General features: G+C 73.7%; 14 protein-coding genes and 1 pseudogene. 6 read left to right on the top strand and 9 right to left on the bottom strand.

All coding sequences use genetic code 11. The features are described 5' to 3' along the window. Nucleotides 1-13: 13 nt before the first annotated feature. Nucleotides 14-565, bottom strand: coding sequence for an ATP-binding protein (locus M4D82_RS04660; RefSeq protein WP_249764811.1), 552 nt, complete (start codon nucleotides 563-565; stop codon nucleotides 14-16). Nucleotides 566-763: 198 nt separating this feature from the next. On the opposite strand from M4D82_RS04660, the gene cds1 reads away from it, so the two are divergent. Next, a complete protein-coding gene (gene cds1 / locus M4D82_RS04655; protein ID WP_249764810.1) occupies nucleotides 764-1,912 on the top strand; it encodes an L-cysteine desulfhydrase Cds1 in 1,149 nt (382 codons plus the stop codon). Between the two features lie 25 nt (nucleotides 1,913-1,937). Here cds1 and M4D82_RS04650 read toward each other — a convergent pair whose 3' ends face one another. The 6 genes and pseudogenes from M4D82_RS04650 to M4D82_RS04625 form a co-directional block, all read right to left on the bottom strand. After that, nucleotides 1,938-2,447 carry an SRPBCC family protein gene (locus M4D82_RS04650; protein WP_249764809.1) on the bottom strand — a complete coding sequence of 170 codons (510 nt, stop codon included), beginning with the start codon at nucleotides 2,445-2,447 and terminating at the stop codon, nucleotides 1,938-1,940. A gap of 181 nt (nucleotides 2,448-2,628) precedes the next feature. Continuing rightward, nucleotides 2,629-5,125: pseudogene (locus tag M4D82_RS04645) on the bottom strand (right-handed parallel beta-helix repeat-containing protein). A 154-nt stretch (nucleotides 5,126-5,279) separates the two neighbouring features. Then, complete coding sequence (locus M4D82_RS04640) at nucleotides 5,280-5,891, bottom strand: Rv1733c family protein (protein WP_249764808.1); 612 nt, start codon at nucleotides 5,889-5,891, stop codon at nucleotides 5,280-5,282. A gap of 323 nt (nucleotides 5,892-6,214) precedes the next feature. Next, the gene (locus M4D82_RS04635; RefSeq protein WP_249764807.1) at nucleotides 6,215-7,039 is read right to left on the bottom strand and encodes an MOSC domain-containing protein; all 825 of its coding nucleotides are present in this window, start codon (nucleotides 7,037-7,039) and stop codon (nucleotides 6,215-6,217) included. A gap of 75 nt (nucleotides 7,040-7,114) precedes the next feature. After that, nucleotides 7,115-7,642 carry a DUF6643 family protein gene (locus M4D82_RS04630; protein ID WP_249764806.1) on the bottom strand — a complete coding sequence of 176 codons (528 nt, stop codon included), beginning with the start codon at nucleotides 7,640-7,642 and terminating at the stop codon, nucleotides 7,115-7,117. A 246-nt stretch (nucleotides 7,643-7,888) separates the two neighbouring features. Next, a complete protein-coding gene (locus tag M4D82_RS04625) occupies nucleotides 7,889-9,061 on the bottom strand; it encodes a glycosyltransferase (protein ID WP_249764805.1) in 1,173 nt (390 codons plus the stop codon). Between the two features lie 176 nt (nucleotides 9,062-9,237). On the opposite strand from M4D82_RS04625, the gene M4D82_RS04620 reads away from it, so the two are divergent. Beyond that, a complete protein-coding gene (locus M4D82_RS04620; protein ID WP_249764804.1) occupies nucleotides 9,238-10,038 on the top strand; it encodes a glutamate racemase in 801 nt (266 codons plus the stop codon). A gap of 103 nt (nucleotides 10,039-10,141) precedes the next feature. Further along, nucleotides 10,142-11,398, top strand: a complete 1,257-nt coding sequence (locus M4D82_RS04615; RefSeq protein ID WP_249764803.1) for a hypothetical protein — start codon at nucleotides 10,142-10,144, stop codon at nucleotides 11,396-11,398. Nucleotides 11,399-11,412: 14 nt separating this feature from the next. Here the strand turns inward: M4D82_RS04615 and M4D82_RS04610 are convergent, their stop codons facing one another. Together M4D82_RS04610 and M4D82_RS04605 are read right to left on the bottom strand one after the other, a co-directional pair. Beyond that, on the bottom strand, nucleotides 11,413-12,369 hold the full coding sequence (locus M4D82_RS04610) for an ADP-ribosylglycohydrolase family protein (protein ID WP_249764802.1): 957 nt from the start codon (nucleotides 12,367-12,369) through the stop codon (nucleotides 11,413-11,415). A 68-nt stretch (nucleotides 12,370-12,437) separates the two neighbouring features. Then, nucleotides 12,438-12,848, bottom strand: coding sequence for a VOC family protein (locus tag M4D82_RS04605; protein WP_249771457.1), 411 nt, complete (start codon nucleotides 12,846-12,848; stop codon nucleotides 12,438-12,440). Nucleotides 12,849-13,143: 295 nt separating this feature from the next. On the opposite strand from M4D82_RS04605, the gene M4D82_RS04600 reads away from it, so the two are divergent. The 3 genes from M4D82_RS04600 (at nucleotide 13,144) to M4D82_RS04590 (ending at nucleotide 15,861) form a co-directional block, all read left to right on the top strand. Next, entirely contained in the window at nucleotides 13,144-13,653 is a 510-nt protein-coding gene (locus M4D82_RS04600; RefSeq protein WP_249764801.1) for a hypothetical protein, read from the top strand. A gap of 76 nt (nucleotides 13,654-13,729) precedes the next feature. Then, complete coding sequence (gene lnt, locus M4D82_RS04595; protein WP_249764800.1) at nucleotides 13,730-15,373, top strand: apolipoprotein N-acyltransferase; 1,644 nt, start codon at nucleotides 13,730-13,732, stop codon at nucleotides 15,371-15,373. Then, nucleotides 15,370-15,861: an NUDIX hydrolase gene (locus tag M4D82_RS04590; RefSeq protein ID WP_249764799.1), complete on the top strand. Its 492-nt coding sequence runs from the start codon at nucleotides 15,370-15,372 to the stop codon at nucleotides 15,859-15,861. The genes lnt and M4D82_RS04590 overlap by 4 nt, the downstream gene beginning before the upstream one ends. The last annotated feature ends 41 nt before the right edge of the window (nucleotides 15,862-15,902 follow it).

The following is a 15,902-nucleotide window of genomic DNA, read 5'->3' as shown; positions in this document are numbered from 1 at the left end:
GGGCCCGGGGGTGTCAGCCGGGCCCGGTACCGGCCGAGGCCGATACCGACACGGCTGCCGGGAGGGGCCGCGCGTCGACGGCGGTGAGCACGGGCCGGGCGGGTTCCCGTACGGGCTTCTTGGCGTCGATGTGGACCGCCGTCGCCGGCGCGGCCGGGACGGGGGCGGCGCGCAGGGAGAACCACACCACCTTGCCCGGCGCGTCCTCCAGATGCCGCGCCCCCCAGGCCTCGCTGACGGCCTCGACGAGCGCGAGCCCCCGACCGGACGTCTCCAGGCCCTCGGCCGAGGGCTCGTGCCGTACGGGCAGCCGCGGATCGCTGTCGTGGACGGAGACGGTGACCCGTCCGAGGCGCAGTTCGATCTCGACCCGGCAGACCTTGTCGGGCTGGGCGTGGCGGTGCACGTTGCTGAGCAGCTCCGTCACGCCCAGCGCGGCCCGGTCGATGAGCGGGTCGAGCTGCCAGTGACGCAGTTGTGCGGAAATGATCCGGCGGATCTGACCGATCCGCACCGGCAAGGCCTGCAGTTCCACGACGCAGTGCCTACGCGCATGACTTATCACGGCTGCGACTCCCCGACATCAGTGTTACGGGTGCTGCACCCTCGGTGACGCACCACCAGGGTCACCCACCGTCGCTCCCCGTGCAACCGAACGCGCTCAAAAGTGATCCGCATGGAAACCCAAAGCAATCGTTTGCGCAGGTGAGGGGGGTACATTTCGAAAGAGGGGGCACACGAAACATTCAAGGGAGCAGGGCGCATGAGCACCACCGACACCACCGGTCACACGGCCTCGAACGCGGTGACGACGGTCGACGTCGACCACTCCGACGCGGACTACCGCGCCTGGCTCAAGGAAGCCGTCCGCAAGGTCCAGGCGGACGCCAACCGCTCCGCCGACACCCATCTGCTGCGCTTCCCCCTCCCCGAGGAATGGGGCATCGACCTCTACCTCAAGGACGAGTCCACGCACCCGACGGGCTCCCTGAAGCACCGCCTCGCCCGCTCCCTCTTCCTCTACGCCCTGTGCAACGGCTGGGTGCGCCCCGGCCGCCCGGTCATCGAGGCCTCCAGCGGTTCCACCGCCGTCTCCGAGGCCTACTTCGCGAAGCTGATCGGCGTCCCGTTCATCGCCGTCATGCCCCGCACCACCAGCCCCGAGAAGTGCCGGCTCATCGAGTTCCACGGCGGCGCGTGCCACTTCGTCGACGACCCGATGAAGATGTACGAGGAGTCCGCCGACCTCGCCGCCCGCACCGGCGGCCACTACATGGACCAGTTCACGTACGCGGAGCGGGCCACCGACTGGCGCGGCAACAACAACATCGCAGAATCGATTTACCAGCAGCTGCGCCTGGAGCGGTACCCCGAGCCCACGTGGATCGTCGCGACCGCCGGCACCGGCGGCACCTCCGCGACCATCGCGCGCTACGTGCACTACATGCAGCACGACACCCGCGTCTGCGTCCCGGACCCCGAGAACTCCTGCTTCTTCGACGGCTGGACCCAGGGCGACCCGCACGCGAGCAGCGACTGCGGATCGCGCATCGAGGGCATCGGCCGCCCCCGGATGGAACCGAGCTTCGTGCCCGGCGCCATCGACCGCATGATGAAGGTCCCGGACGCGGCGAGCGTCGCCGCCTGCCGCGCCCTCGAACAGGCCATCGGCCGCAAGGCGGGCGGCTCCACCGGCACGGGCCTGTGGAGCGCCCTGAAGATCGTCTCGGAGATGGTGGCCGAAGGCCGCACGGGCAGCGTCGTGACCCTCCTGTGCGACCCGGGCGACCGCTACCTCGACAAGTACTACTCCGACGAATGGCTCGCCGCGCAGGGCCTCGACATCACCCCGTACGCGAAGACGATCGAGACGCTGCTGACGACGGGAACCTGGGCCGAACCGGCGGCCTGAGGCCTGACGGTGGCCCGCGAGCGGCCTACCGTTCGGCCTCGCGCCGTCCGGCGGAGATCCGGCCGTCCAGCGTGCGGACCGCCGTGCGGAAGGAACGGCCCAGGCCCGGACGGACGACGGTCAACGCCCGGCGGAACGCGGCCGGGCCGTCGGCGGTGAAGGCCCACCGGATGCGGGTGCCGGTCTCGACGGCCGCCGGGTGCGGCTCGGGTGTGAGCCGCCAGTCCTCCAACAGGGCGCGCACGCCCGGCACGTTGGTCTCGTCGACCCGGTAGGCGTAGCGCCGCCCGGGGTCGGCGGCCATGACGGTCTCCCGGAAGCGGACCCCGCCCATCAGCCGGATCTCCCGGCCCGCGCCGCCGTGGGTCGGCCGGGCCAGCGTGATGGCGCGAAACCACCGCGGCCACCCCGTCACGTCCTCCGCGAGCGCCCGGTACACGGACGCGGGGGAGGCGGCGACGAGGGCGTCGAACTCCAGGCGCACGGGAGCGGTGTCGACGAAGTCCAGGTCCACGGGGCGGAGTCGGCGGGCCATGGCGGAACCCCCTTGGGGTGCGGCGCGGGTGGGCGTGGCGCGGGCGTGAGCGGCGTCGGTGCGCGTGGTGCGGTGTGAGCGGTGCCGGTGTGCCGGGTCACCATAGCCGGCGCGCCGTCGGATGTCCGCACCTCGGGACGGGGAATCGGGACCGGTCGCGACGAGCGTCCCGGCCGGCGGATCAGCAGGGCGCCGCCGCGGTCTCCACCGGGGTCGGGGTCGGTGCCGGCAGCTCCGGCAGGTCCGCCGGGAACAGCAGCGTGAGCTCGTCGGTGTTCGGATCGGCGAGCTGCGCCACCCGGCCCGCGTGCCGCTCGACCATCGACTCGAACGTCTGCCGCGCGGTCCGGCCGTTGCCGAACGCCGGTCCCTTGGGCAGCTCCGTGAAGTACGCCAGCAGCGCCGCCGCCGTGCCCTCGCCCAACCGGTACTCGTGCTCCTCCGCCTGCTGCTCCACGATCCGCAGCAGTTCCTCGGGCCCGTAGTCCCCGAAGGTGATGGTCCGCGAGAACCGGGACGCCACCCCCGGGTTGACCGTCAGGAACCGGTCCATCTCCGCCGTGTACCCGGCGACGATGACCACCACCGCGTCCCGGTGGTCCTCCATCAGCTTCACCAGCGTGTCGATCGCCTCGCGCCCGAAGTCCCGCCCCGAATCCTCCGGCGCCAGCGCGTACGCCTCGTCGATGAACAGCACTCCGCCGCGCGCCCGGTCGAAGGCCTCCTGCGTACGGATGGCGGTGGAGCCGATGTGCTCCCCGACCAGGTCCACCCGGGACACCTCCACCAAGTGGCCGCGCTCCAGCACCCCGAGCGAGGCGAGGATCTCGCCGTAGAGCCGGGCGACGGTGGTCTTGCCCGTGCCGGGAGCGCCCGTGAACACCAGGTGTCGGCGCACCGAGGCCGCCTTGAGCCCCGCCTGCTGCCGCCTGCGCCCCACCTCGATCATGTCGGTGAGGGCGCGCACCTCGCGTTTGACGCTGTCCAACCCCACCAGCGCGTCGAGCCGGCCCAGCGCCTCACCCGCACCGCGCGTCCCCACCGGGGTCTCGACGGCCGGCGCGGCCCGCCCCTCGGTCGGGCGCGGCGCGGGCACGTCGGCGGCCGGTCCGCCGCCGCGCCTCCCGCCGCCGTGACCGTACGGATTCCCGGGCGCGCGCCCGCCGGGCGCCCGCCGCAGCGGCGCCCGCGGCCTGCGCGGCGAACCGGGGGCCGGACCCGTCCGAGGTGCATCCCTCGGCCAGCGGCCCGTCCTCCGAGAACTCGTACCCGCCGCGCGCGCAGCGCTCGGTGTGGCACCGGGCGAGGTCGGTGCGGCAGCCGTCGATGACGTGGAACCCGAAGCCCGAACTGTCGCTCACCCGGCAGGCCGTGAAGGTGCCCCTGCCGCCCGCCGACACGTAGAAACCGGCCTCGGTGGGCGAGGTCACGGTGCACCGCTCCAGGGCCGGATCGGCCCCCTTGGTGACGATCACCCCCGTCTGCACGCCGTCGATGGTGCAATCCGTCACCGTGCCGCCGCTCCCGTGGTCCCGGAACCAGGCACCGGTCGCCGCCTCCCGGATGCGACAGTCCGCCACCCGGGCCGTGGCCCCGTCGCTCACCGACACGGCGGTGTTGCGCACCTGCGAGAGGTCGCTGTCGACGACCTCGGCCCGCGAGCCCCGGTCCAGCACGAACACCGCGTCCGGCACGTCCCGCACCCGACAGGAGGTCAGGGAGGCCGTGGCGCCGTCGCTGATCCACACCGCCGGATAGTCCCCCGTACTGTCGTGGATCTCGCAGGACTCGGCTTCGACCCGGGTGCCCGGATCCCACACCGACAGCCCGTTGCGCCCGAACCGGCGCACGGTGGTGCGGCTGAGGGTCAGCACCGAACGGGCGCGCAGGTCCACCGCGTTCTCCGGGATGTCGTGGATGTCGCAGCCCGCGAGGCCGAGCACGGCGTCCGTGTCGAGGGTGACCCCGTCGGCCGACGTCCGGTGCACGGAGCAGTCCGTGAGGCTCGCCGTGCCGCGCGCCGCGATCCGCACCCCCGCGCCGTTGATCTCGTACACCTCGCAGCCCAGCGCCTCCAGCCCCGAGCCCTCGCCCGTCACCGTGATCCCCGCACCCGTGGCGTGATGGATCCGGCAGCGCTCCAGCCGGGGGTGCCCGCCGCGCACGGCGAGGCCGGCCTGCCCGGCCGCCACCACCTCGCACTCCTCGAACACCCCGCCGCCACCGTCCAGGACGGAGATCCCGACCCCGGCCGGATTCTCCACCGTGCACCGGCGCACCAGCGGCCGGGCCCCGCCGCGCACCTCGATCCCCGACGACGAACGGGTGTGCACGCGGAGGTCCGTCAGCTCCGGCGAACCCTCCTCGACCAGCAGCGCGGGCGCCGCCCCGTCCGCCCCCTCCACGTACAGGTCCCGTACCACCGCCGAAGCGCGCACCGTCAGCGCCACCCCGTCGAGCGGCGCGATGCGCACCGACCCGGCGACGGCCCCCTCGGGCCCGCGCAGGGTGACGGCATGACGCAGGACCAGGTTCTCCCGATACGTGCCGGGGGCGATCGACAGCACGTCGCCGTCGCCCGCGACGGCCAGCGCCGCGCTCAGCGTCGGATAGTCACCGGAGCGCCGCCGCCACCGCGAGGCCCCGCCGTGCGTCACCTGGACCGTGCCCTGAGCCATCGTGCTGTCGTGCCCCCACCCTCGTACTCGCGCTGCGGGAGCGGCCGGAGCGACCGAAGCCGTTCACCGCGACCGACGCCGTCCACAGCGGCTGAAGTGGCCGAACCGGCCTCTCGGTCCACGGTAGCGCGCGCGGGGCCGATGAGTGGCCAGGTCAGCTGCCGGCGTCCGCCCGGCCCCAGTCGGGCCCGGCCGCGGCCCACGCCCGGTCCAGCCGTATGTACCGCCGATGCATGAGGCGTCGTACGACCAACCGCCGGACCGTCTCCACCAGCGCCGCCGCCGTCAGCGCCGCGGCGAGCCCGGCCACGCCCGCGTGGAAGGACGCGGAGGACGGGTCGAGGGGCTGCCCCACGAGCCGACCCCGGATGTCGGTCCATATCCGGAACCGGTCGCCCGGCAGCGGCGGTTCCTCCGCCGCCGGGACCGTACCCTGATGACTGCTGCCGTCGGGAGCCGTCCACGCGGCGACGATCCGCGTCCGCTCCGGCGACGGGCGCGGCGCCGACGCGTCGGCCTCCGCGCCGGCCGGCGCACCCGAGGCGGACCGCACCACCACGGCCGGCACGAGGTACCGCTCGTGCCGCTGCTCCTGCGCCGCCCGCTGCAACGTCCCGTCCACCCGCAGGCCCGCGGCCCAACCCACGGCCGGAGCCACCAGCAGCACACACACGAGCGCCGCGAACGCCACCCACGCCTCGAAGAGATCGGTCCGCCGGCGCAGTGGATTGCGCCGCCACCGCCACACACCCATTGCTGTTCGCATGATCCGGCTCCCCCTGCCGCTGCGAGTCCTGGTCTGCCTGCGCGTCCAAGCCTCCCGCATACCCGGTGGACGCGCATTCCGGGACGCGCGGGACGTCTGTCACCCGATCCGGTGCACGCGGCTCCGGTGGGTCATCACACGTCCTGAATGCAGCAACGGCCCCGCCCGGTCCGTTGGTTCCAGTGGACACCGGAAGCCCCTCGAAGGTGTTGTTCCGCCCGCCGTGGTCAAGGCGGGCGCGAGCACTCCTCCAGGCCGGAACTCCGTGCCGGGTGCCGCGCCGCTACTCCAGGCCGCTACTTCCAGGCCGCTACCCCGGGCCGCTACTCCAGGATCCGGACCTCGTCGCCGACCCGCACCGTGCCGAGCGTGACGGGCACCAGCTGCCGCCCGAAGGCCAGCGACTTCCCGATCCGACGGTGCCGGCCCAGGGTCTTCAGCGGCTCCCGCCCGCGCTGCGCCGTCCGCTGGTCGGTCGTGGTCACGACGCAGCGACCGCACTCGCGGACCCCGCGGAAGACGGCGTCGCCGATCGCTATGCGCCGCCACTCGTCCTCCACCCACGCCTCGGCCCCGGCCACCACCAGATTGGGGCGGAACCGGTTCATGGGCAGCGGGCCCTCCTCGGGGTGCTCGCCCTCGGAGATCAGCGTGTTGAGGGCGTCCAGCGAGGCGAGGGTCGTCGTCAGCAGCGGGTAGGCGTCGGCGAGGCTGACGGTCTCACCGGGCAGCGCGTACGTGGGGTCCACGGGGCGGCGTACGGCCGGGTCGTCCATGTGCACCAGCCGCGCGGGCAGCCCGAGATACGCGCTGAACCAGTCGGCGGCGGCCGGCGCCGCGACGACGGTCTCGACCTTCTTGCCGAACAGGACGACCGGCTCCAGCGGCCCCGGCTGCGGGACCTCCACCACCAACTCGGGCATCCCGGGCGCCGACAGCGCGACGCGACCGCCGTCCAGCGGTCGCGCCGAGGCCAACGCCAGCCGCGCCTGCTGGCGTTGGGTGATGACCGAGCCCTCTACGTCGACGACCGCCCAGCGCCGGTCACCGGCCAGCCCCCAAGGCTCCACGAGCGCCTCGTCGGGCGCGGTTCCGGCGAGGGCCTTGACGGGATGGACATGGAGCGAGTGGACGTACAGGTTCGACATGGCTGCATTGTCTCAGTCGCCCCGCCCGCCGACTCAACGGGTTTCGCGCAGGGCACAGCGGCCCCGCGCGTCACCTCAGTAGCCGCGCCCCTGGTACGGGCGGCCGTACGGGTCCTCGTACGACGGGACCTGCGCCGCGGACGCCACGGGGCGCGGGGCCGCCGGGCGCATCGCCTCGTACCCCGTGCCGGCGGCGACCGGTCGGGGCTGCTGCGGCTGGGGCTGCGGTACGTACCCGCCGCGAACCGGGACCGGCTGCTGCTGCGGGATGTACGGCGCCGGCGCGTGCTGGAGGGGCATGGGCACGGGCATCGGCGCCGGCATCTGCGGCTGATGGGCCGTCTGGTGGGGGTACGGGTACCCGTACGCCGGCGCCTGCTGCTGGGGCATCGCGGGCGGCAGGGCGGGCAAAGCGGAAGGGAGGGCCGGCAGGTAACCACCGCTCGCGTAACCGGCACTGGGCGACTCGTAGGCGGCCGGAACGCGGATCGGGGCGATCTGCGGAGTGCCGCGTTCGGCGACGAGGGAGTCGTAGATGGGGGTGTCCGGGAAAGAGGGCGCGGAGTAGTAACCGCCGCCATAAGTGGAGCGGGGGGAGGTCATGGGACCTAAGTTAAGCCCACGACTTCACGGGGTCCATAGCGAGGTGCCGTCAACCCCGCCCTGACCTGCATATTCCCAGGTCAGAGCCCCAGCTTTCATCAGACGTTCACCTGCACGATTCGTCACTTGCGCCCCGCCTTGTCATTGCTCGTACTCACCGGTTGGCGGATACACCCTGTTGTCGCTGACGGGGTGTCACAACCCGGTGACCTCGGATGACGTACCGACAGCCGCTCCTCGCCGGTTTCAGGCGTCGGTGGGGCGGGCATAGGTTCGGCCCTTCCACGCGGCTCCGCGCCCCCGATAGTGCTGAACCGCCGAGTCGACGGTCATCAACAGGTAGAGCAGCGCCGTGAGCGGAAGCAGCGGAGCGAGCACGGCCGACTGGCGGTAGTAGCGCAACATCGGCAGGTAGGTGCCGGCCATCAGCAGCCAGGCGAGACCCCCGGCGCACGCGACGGCCGGCCGGTCGGTCGCGATCCCCGTCACGAGCGCGACCGGCGGCACCAGGTAGACGAGGGCCAGCCCGGCCACCGTCCCCACCAGCAGCGCGGGGGAGTGGCGCAGTTGCGCGTACGCGCTGCGGGACACCATCCGCCAGAGGTCCTCCAGGCGCGGATAGGGGCGCACGCTGTCGACCCGGTCCGCGAGCCCCAACCAGATCCGACCGCCGGCGCCGCGGACGGCGCGGGCGAGGGACACGTCGTCGATGACGGCCTGCCGGATCACGTCCGGCACCCCCGCGCGGACGGCGGTCTCGGTGCGCAGCAGGACGCAACCGCCGGCCGCCGCGGCGGTGCGGGCGCTCGGCCGGTTGATCCGACGGAAGGGGTACAGCTGAGCGAAGAAGTAGACGAACGCGGGGACGACGAGCCGCTCCCAGAAGCCGACCACCCGCAGCCGCGCCATCTGCGAGACGAGGTCGAGGTCGGCGGAGGTCGCTGCGGCGACGAGCTCGCGCAGGCTGTCGGGTTCGTGGGCGATGTCGGCGTCGGTGAGGAGCAGGTACTGGGGTTCGTCGGGGTGGGCGCGGCGGGCGTGGGTGATGCCGTGCCGCAGTGCCCAGAGCTTGCCCGTCCAGCCGGCCGGCGGCTCGCCGGGGGAGACCACCGTGAGCGGCAGCCCGGGGTACTCAGCGGCGAGGCGGACGGCCAGCTCGCCCGTACCGTCCGTACTGCCGTCGTCGACGAGGACCACCTCGGCCTCGCCGGGATAGTCCTGGGCGAGGAGGGACGGCAGGCTGCGCGGCAGCACCTCGGCCTCGTCCCGCGCGGGCACCACGATGGCGACCGAGGGCCAGCGGGCGGGGGCGGTGCGCGGGGGGAGACGGACGTCGGTACGCCAGAACATGCCCTGGGCGAGCGTGAGCCAGAGCCAGGCGGCGAGGGAGGCACAGGCGGCGGCGAGGAGGAGGCCCATGGCGGCAGTCTGCCGAAGCCGGGGGGCGGTGTCGCGCGACCCACTCGCCGCCTCGCGCGACATCGTCGTATCGGGATGTGTATCGGGGATTTTTTGGGACGCTATGCGGTGATTTCGTACGGGTGTGGCGCCTCGGCGCGCGGAGACGCGAGGGGCCGGTCGACTAAGGTGACCAGGTGAAGATCGCGCTCATGGACTCCGGAATCGGCCTCCTCGCTGCGGCCGCCGCGACGCGTCGGCTGCGGCCCGACGCCGATCTGCTGCTGTCGTCCGACCCGGACGGCATGCCCTGGGGGCCGCGTACCCCCGCCGGCATCACCGAGCGGGCGCGCGCCGTCGCACGGGCCGCCGCCGCGCACCGCCCCGCCGCGCTGATCGTGGCCTGCAACACCGCCTCCGTGCACGCCCTGGAGTCCCTGCGGGCCGAGCTGGAGCCCGACATCCCCGTCATCGGCACGGTCCCGGCGATCAAGCCCGCCGCGGCCGCCGGTGGCCGGGTCGCGATCTGGGCCACCCCGGCCACCACGGGCAGCCCGTACCAGCGCGGTCTGATCCGCGAGTTCGCGGCCGGCGCCACGGTCACCGAGGTCCCCTGCCCGGGGCTCGCCGACGCCGTCGAGTACGCCGACGAGGCCGCCGTCGCGCGGGCCGTGGCGGCCGCCGCCGCCCTCACCCCGTCAGACGTCACGGACATCGTGCTCGGCTGCACGCACTACGAACTCGTCGAGGGGTCCATCCGGGCCGCCGTCGCCGCCCGCACCGGGGGAGTGGAGCCGATCTACCACGGCTCCGCCGAGGCCGTGGCCGTACAGGCCCTGCGCCGGATCGGGCTCGCCCCGCAGCCCGAGCTGCCCGCGACCGGCACCCTGACCGTCCTGCACAGCGGACGTCCGGCCGCCCTGTCGGCCACCGCGCTCGGCTACGCCGAGGGCCGCCTCATCGCGGAGCCCGCGCGGGACGCGGTGGTGGGCGGCTGACGCCGGGGCGCCCAGGGCCTGCTCGAACAACCCTGTTCCGTCGATCCGCCCGCGCTCCCATACTGGGCGCATGATTGCCTACGCCAAGCACCTTCCTGCCGGCGTGAAACCGGCAACTGGCATACGGACATGGGGTGTTGCTGACTCCGAACGGTGGCGGAAGCAGCTCACCCCGAGCATCTTCTCCCCCGCCGCCGGGAGTCGGGTCCTCGCCGGCCTCGTGGCCGGCGTGTTCGCCCTGACCCTGTCGACCGGAGGGTCGGCGGACGCGGTCGGAACGGCCTGGCACGCCTACCTCGTGACCCTCCTGCTGGCGGCCCTCCCGTTCTGGTACCGGTACCTGCCGGGCGCCGCCGCCGTGGCCGCCGCCGTGCTCGTGACGGAATCGGCGCCGGACCTCGCCTCCGGGCGCGCCGATGTCGTCCTGGCGGGCGCCCTGTCCCTGTGGGCGCTGGTCGGGTCGCTGGTACGGCTGTGGGACCGCCGCCGACAGGAGCGCTCGGCCCGCGCGGCGGCCGGACCGGCCCGCTTCCCCCTGCCGGACCGACTGCCGCGCGGCCACGACCGGCGCGGCATGCCCGCCGTGCTGGGCGGCGCCTTCCTGTGCCTGGTCGCCGTGGGCATCCTCGTCGACGGCATCACGGAGGACATCGGCGGACACGGAGCCGCCGCCCCCTACGACGCCGTGGGCCAGCAGGGCGTGGCCCTGCCGCTCCTGGTCGCCGGTACCACCCTCCTCGGCCGGGGCTGGACCGCCGACCTGGCCTCGCGACGGCTGTACCGCGGACCGCAACCCGCCCTGGTGGTCGGTGTACGGGCCGGGCCGTCCGGACGCCTCTGGCTGTACCCCGACGCCGACGACACCACCGGCCGGCCCCTGCTCTCCTGCCGCCCCCGCAAGGAGGACACCCTGGGCGGAGCGCGCCTGCCGGCCGCCTGGAAGGACGGGGAGCAGCCCGGCCCCGGACCGCACGACATCGACGCCTTCCGCGAACCCTTCGAAGCGGTGCTGTACGGGGCGCCGTACGAGGGCGCCGAGATCGTCCTGGAGTACGCCGTCCACGACGGCGCGTACGGCCGCACGCTGAGCTCCTACGTCACGGCCGCGCCCCTGTCACCCCGCCGGCGGCACGGCCTGGCGCCGTGGAGCCCGGCCAGGGAGTCGTACCGTGCGGCGCGGCGGTGGCAAGAGGGGGAGGAGGCGCGCCGCGCAATGGACGAATGGGCGAAGAAGCGCAGCAAGCGGACCCGCACCACGGCCACCGGCACCGCGGCGACCACCGGCACGACCGCCGGCTGCGGCGGCGGTGGCGACGGCGGCAGCAGCTGCGGAGGATGCGGCGGCTGCGGCTGCGGCTGACCCCCCTCGCCCCCTTACCCCGCCCTCGCTGATCCCGCTCCGCCCGCGAGTCTGCGCGCCATAACGCGCAGCGCGCCGGCGTCCAGGACCCGGTCGCCGAACCCGGGCAGCGGAACGTGCAGCGGGTCCGTCCACGCCGCGGGGACGGCCGTCGCTCCGTACACCGCCCCGGCCAGGGTGCCCGTCACGGCGGCGACGGTGTCGGTGTCACCGCCCAGGTCCACGGCGGCCCGTATGGCCTGCGCGAACCCGGACGTGGTGCGCAGCGCCCACACCGCCGAGCCGAGGCAGGGCCACACCGCCCCGTTGAACTCGGTGGCCAGGTCGGGGTGCCAGTCGGGGGCGAGCACCCGGGCGTACCGCGCGCGGTGGTCGGCGTGCACCGCGTCGAGGACGTCGGGCAGCGAGGTCACCGGGTCGCCGCCGTCCAGGGCGATCCGTACGAGTTCGTGCAGGACGGCGGTGCCTTCCCAGGCCGCCCGGTCGCCGTGGGTGAGGGCGGCGATCCGCCGGGCGGCGTCCATGGTCGCCTGCCGCCCGGCCGGCGCGAAGTACACCGCCGAGGTCGAGGCGCGCATCAGGGAACCGTTGCCGGCCGCCCGCGCGTTGGTCCGGAAGTGCAGGGCCGCCGCGAAGTCCCAGGACTCGCCGTTGGTCAGTACGTCCTCGGTCTGGAGGCCGATGTCCTTGGGCGCGCCCGCCGCCCAACGCTGGAACCGCGCGAAGATGTCGGGGAGTTCGAGGCGGCCCCGTTCGAGCAGGGATTCGCCGACGAGCACCGCCATCTGCGTGTCGTCGGTGGCCTCGCCCGCATCCCAGCCGCCGCCCCCGCGCATCTCCTCGGCGCGTGCGGAGAGTTGACCGGCCGGGCCGAACTCGTAGGGCGCTCCGAGCGCGTCTCCCGCCGCCGACCCGAGGACGGCCCCCTCGGCCCGGTCCAGACGGCCGGTCTCCCTTCGATCCTGATTCACGTGGTCAAGGTAACCCCGGCGCTCCCGCTGGAACGGAACCGTTCGTGCCGAACCGTGAGGGGGCGGCCCTACGCCCCGGCTGCCGCTTCCGTGAGGCGGTGGGTCAGGGTTTCGAAGGGGACGTCCGTGAGGTGGGTCAGGAAGATCCACAGGTGGCCGAAGGGGTCGCGGAGGGAGGCGGTGCGGTCGCCGTGGAACTGGTCGGCCGGTTCCCGGACGGGCTCCGCGCCGGCCGCGACGGCGGTGCGGAAGAGCGCGTCCACGTCCGGGACGAACACGTGCAGCGCGACCGAGGTTCCGCCGAGGGTGGTGGGGGCGGCGAAGAGACCGTGCGGGGTGTCCCCGAGCATCAGGACCGCTCCGGCGATCCGGATCTCGGCGTGCATCACGCCGCCGTCGGGGTGGTCGAGGCGGAACTCCTCGACGGCGCCGAAGGCCCGCGCGTAGAAGTCGATGGCCGCGGGCGCGTCGGACACCATGATGTGTGGCACCACGGCGGAGCGGTAGCGCTCCGGGACGGTCTCGTCCACCTGCCGGCCGGCGTCGGTGTCGACGCCGGTGTCGGTGCCGGTGCCGGTGTCGGTGTTGGTCTCTGTCTTCGTGGTCATTTCGGCGCCGTCCGTTTCGTCGTTGGTCTGCCGTGGCCTCATGACGACGACCGTAGAACCTCAAGTTTGGTCGAGGTCAAGCGTGGGCAGGCGCCTCTCCGAGAGCGGTGCGCCGAGTGGCGCAGAGGCGGTGGCGCCCATGCGGAAGGTGAGTACGCTGCTGCACATGACCGCGCACCCCCCTGGTCCCCTCTGGACCGGCCGGGCCTCCAACCGCGCGCAGTGGTTGCTGGCGCTGGCCGGTGCGTTTTGCCTCGCGCTCGGCGTCACGCTCGCCGTCGACCACGCCTGGACCGGGGTGCCGCTGCTCATGTCCGTGATCGGCTGCCTCGCCGCCGGTCTGCTGATCCTCTACGGCACGCTCGCCTTCGTGTACGTGGCCGTCACGATCGACTCCGAGGCCCTGATCGTCCGCTGCGGCCACATCGGGCTGCCGCGCCGGACGATCCGCCTCGACCAGGTCACCTCCGCCGACTTCGTGCCGAGCATCACCCCGCAGCAGTGGGGCGGCTGGGGCTACCGCTGGCGGCCCGAGAAGGGCACCGCGGTGATCGTCCGCCGCGGGGAGGGCGTACAGCTGCGGCTCGGCGACGGCAAGATGTTCACGGTGACCGTCGACGACGCCGAGAACGCCGTCCGCGTCCTGCGCGCCCACCTGCGCACCCTCGCCCGTTGATCGCCACGGCGTTCCACACCACGTTCCCCTCGGCTCCTTACCGGTCCTCGGGGTCCGGGGACGTACACTCCGCCAGATGAGCAGCAGTGTCACCCGCGCCGCCGGAAGCGAGCCCTCCGGAGCCGCCGGTCGAGCCACGACGGATCCCGGAACCGACCGCCCGCACGGAACCCAAGCCCCGTCCGACGCGAGCCGGAGCCCGCGCAAGGGCGCCGGGGCGCTGCGGATCGTCCTCGCGGCCCTCGCCGGCGTGCTGCTCTACGTCAGCTTCCCGCCCCGCCCCCTGTGGTGGCTGGCCCCCTTCGCGCTCGCGCTGCTCGCCGGCTGCCTGCGCGGCCGCCGCGCCCGCACGGGCTTCGGCCTCGGTTTCGTCTTCGGGCTCGGCTACCTGCTGCCGCTGCTCGTCTGGACGAGTCAGGGCGTCGGACCGGTGCCCTGGCTGGCGCTCGTCACCCTCGAATCCCTGCTGATCGGCCTCGCCGGCCTCGGCATCGCCCTCGTCGGCCGGCTGCCCGCCTGGCCGCTGTGGGCCGCCGCCGTCTGGGTCGCGACCGAGGCCCTGCGCGCACGGGCCCCGTTCGGCGGTTTCTCCTGGGGCAAGCTCGCCTTCGGCCAGGCCGAGGGCGTCTTCGTCCCGCTGGCCGCCCTCGGCGGCACCCCGCTGCTGTCGTTCGCCGTCGCGCTGTGCGGATTCGGCCTCTACGAGGCCATGCGCATCGCCCGCTCCCACCCCCGCCGGAGCACCGCCGCCCTCGCCGCCCTCGCCGTCGCCGCCCCGATCGGCGTGGCCCTCGCGGCCCGACCGCTGGTCTCCGACGCCGCCGAGGACGGCACCGCCGTCGCCGCGGTGATCCAGGGCAACGTCCCGCGCGCCGGCTTCGACTTCAACGCGCAGCGCCGCCAGGTCCTCGACAACCACGCCAACCGCACCGTCCAGCTCGCCGAGGACGTCAAGGCGGGCCGCGCCGCGAAGCCCGACTTCGTCGTCTGGCCCGAGAACTCCTCCGACATCGACCCGTACACGCAGCCCGACGCCTACGCCGTCATCGACCGCGCCGTGAAGGCCATCGGCGTGCCCGTCGCGATCGGCTCCGTCCTGGCCCCCGAGACCGGGCCGCTGCGCAACACGATGATCCTGTGGGACCCGGTCAAGGGCCCCACCGACACCTATGACAAGCGCAAGATCCAGCCCTTCGGCGAACGCATCCCGATGCGTTCCTTCGTCCGGCTCTTCAGCTCCGACGTGGACCGGGTGCGCCGCGACTTCGGCCCCGGCAAGGAACCGGGCGTGTTCGACATGGCGGGCACCGGCGTCGGCATGGTCACCTGCTACGAGGCCGCCTTCGACGACGCGGTCCGCTCCACCGTCCGGGCGGGCGCGCAGGTCATCGCCGTCCCGAGCAACAACGCCACGTTCGGGCGGACCGAGATGACCTACCAGCAGCTCGCCATGGACCGGGTCCGGGCGGTGGAGCACAGCCGGACGGTCCTCGTCCCCGTCACCAGCGGGGTCAGCGCGGTCATCCGGCCCGACGGGTCGGTCGTCTCGCAGACGAAGCTGTTCACCGCCGACGCGCTGGTCGCCGAGATCCCGCTGCGTTCGACCGAGACCCCCGCGACCCGCCTGGGCCCGCTGCCCGAGTACGCGCTGCTGCTGGTCGCCGCCGGCGGGCTCGGCTGGGCCTGGGCCGGCCGGAGGTCTCGTAAGGTCGGGGCATGAGCACACCGGAGTTCATCCGCGCCATCCGCGCCCGCGCGGGGCGACAACTGCTCCTGTTGCCCGGCGTGTCCGCCGTCGTCTTCGACGACGGGGGTCGGGTCCTGCTCGGCCGACGGGCCGACAGCGGACAGTGGTCGGTGATCGGCGGGATCGCCGAACCCGGGGAGCAGCCCGCCGAGACGGCGGTGCGAGAGGTCTACGAGGAGACCGCCGTGCGGTGCGTCCCCGAGCGGGTGGTCCTCGTGCAGATGCAGGACCCGATCGTCTACCCGAACGGTGACATCTGCCAGTTCCAGGACATCACCTTCCGGTGCCGGGCCGTCGGGGGCCAGGCGCGGGTCAACGACGACGAGTCCCTGGACGTGGCCTGGTTCGACACGGACGCCCTGCCGCCGCTCGGGACCTTCGCCCTGGACCGGGTGCGCCGCGCGCTGCTCGACGAGCCGACCTGGTTCGAGGCTCCGGCGGTCGTGGCGGAAGCCCCGTAGGTAACACGCGTAACCCCGCGGCTGAGGGCCGGCCGTCGCCC

The organism is Streptomyces sp. RerS4 (assembly GCF_023515955.1).
Taxonomy (GTDB): domain Bacteria; phylum Actinomycetota; class Actinomycetes; order Streptomycetales; family Streptomycetaceae; genus Streptomyces.
Note: the sequence above shows the minus strand (reverse complement) of the source record. Positions and strands in the feature narration are given on the sequence as shown.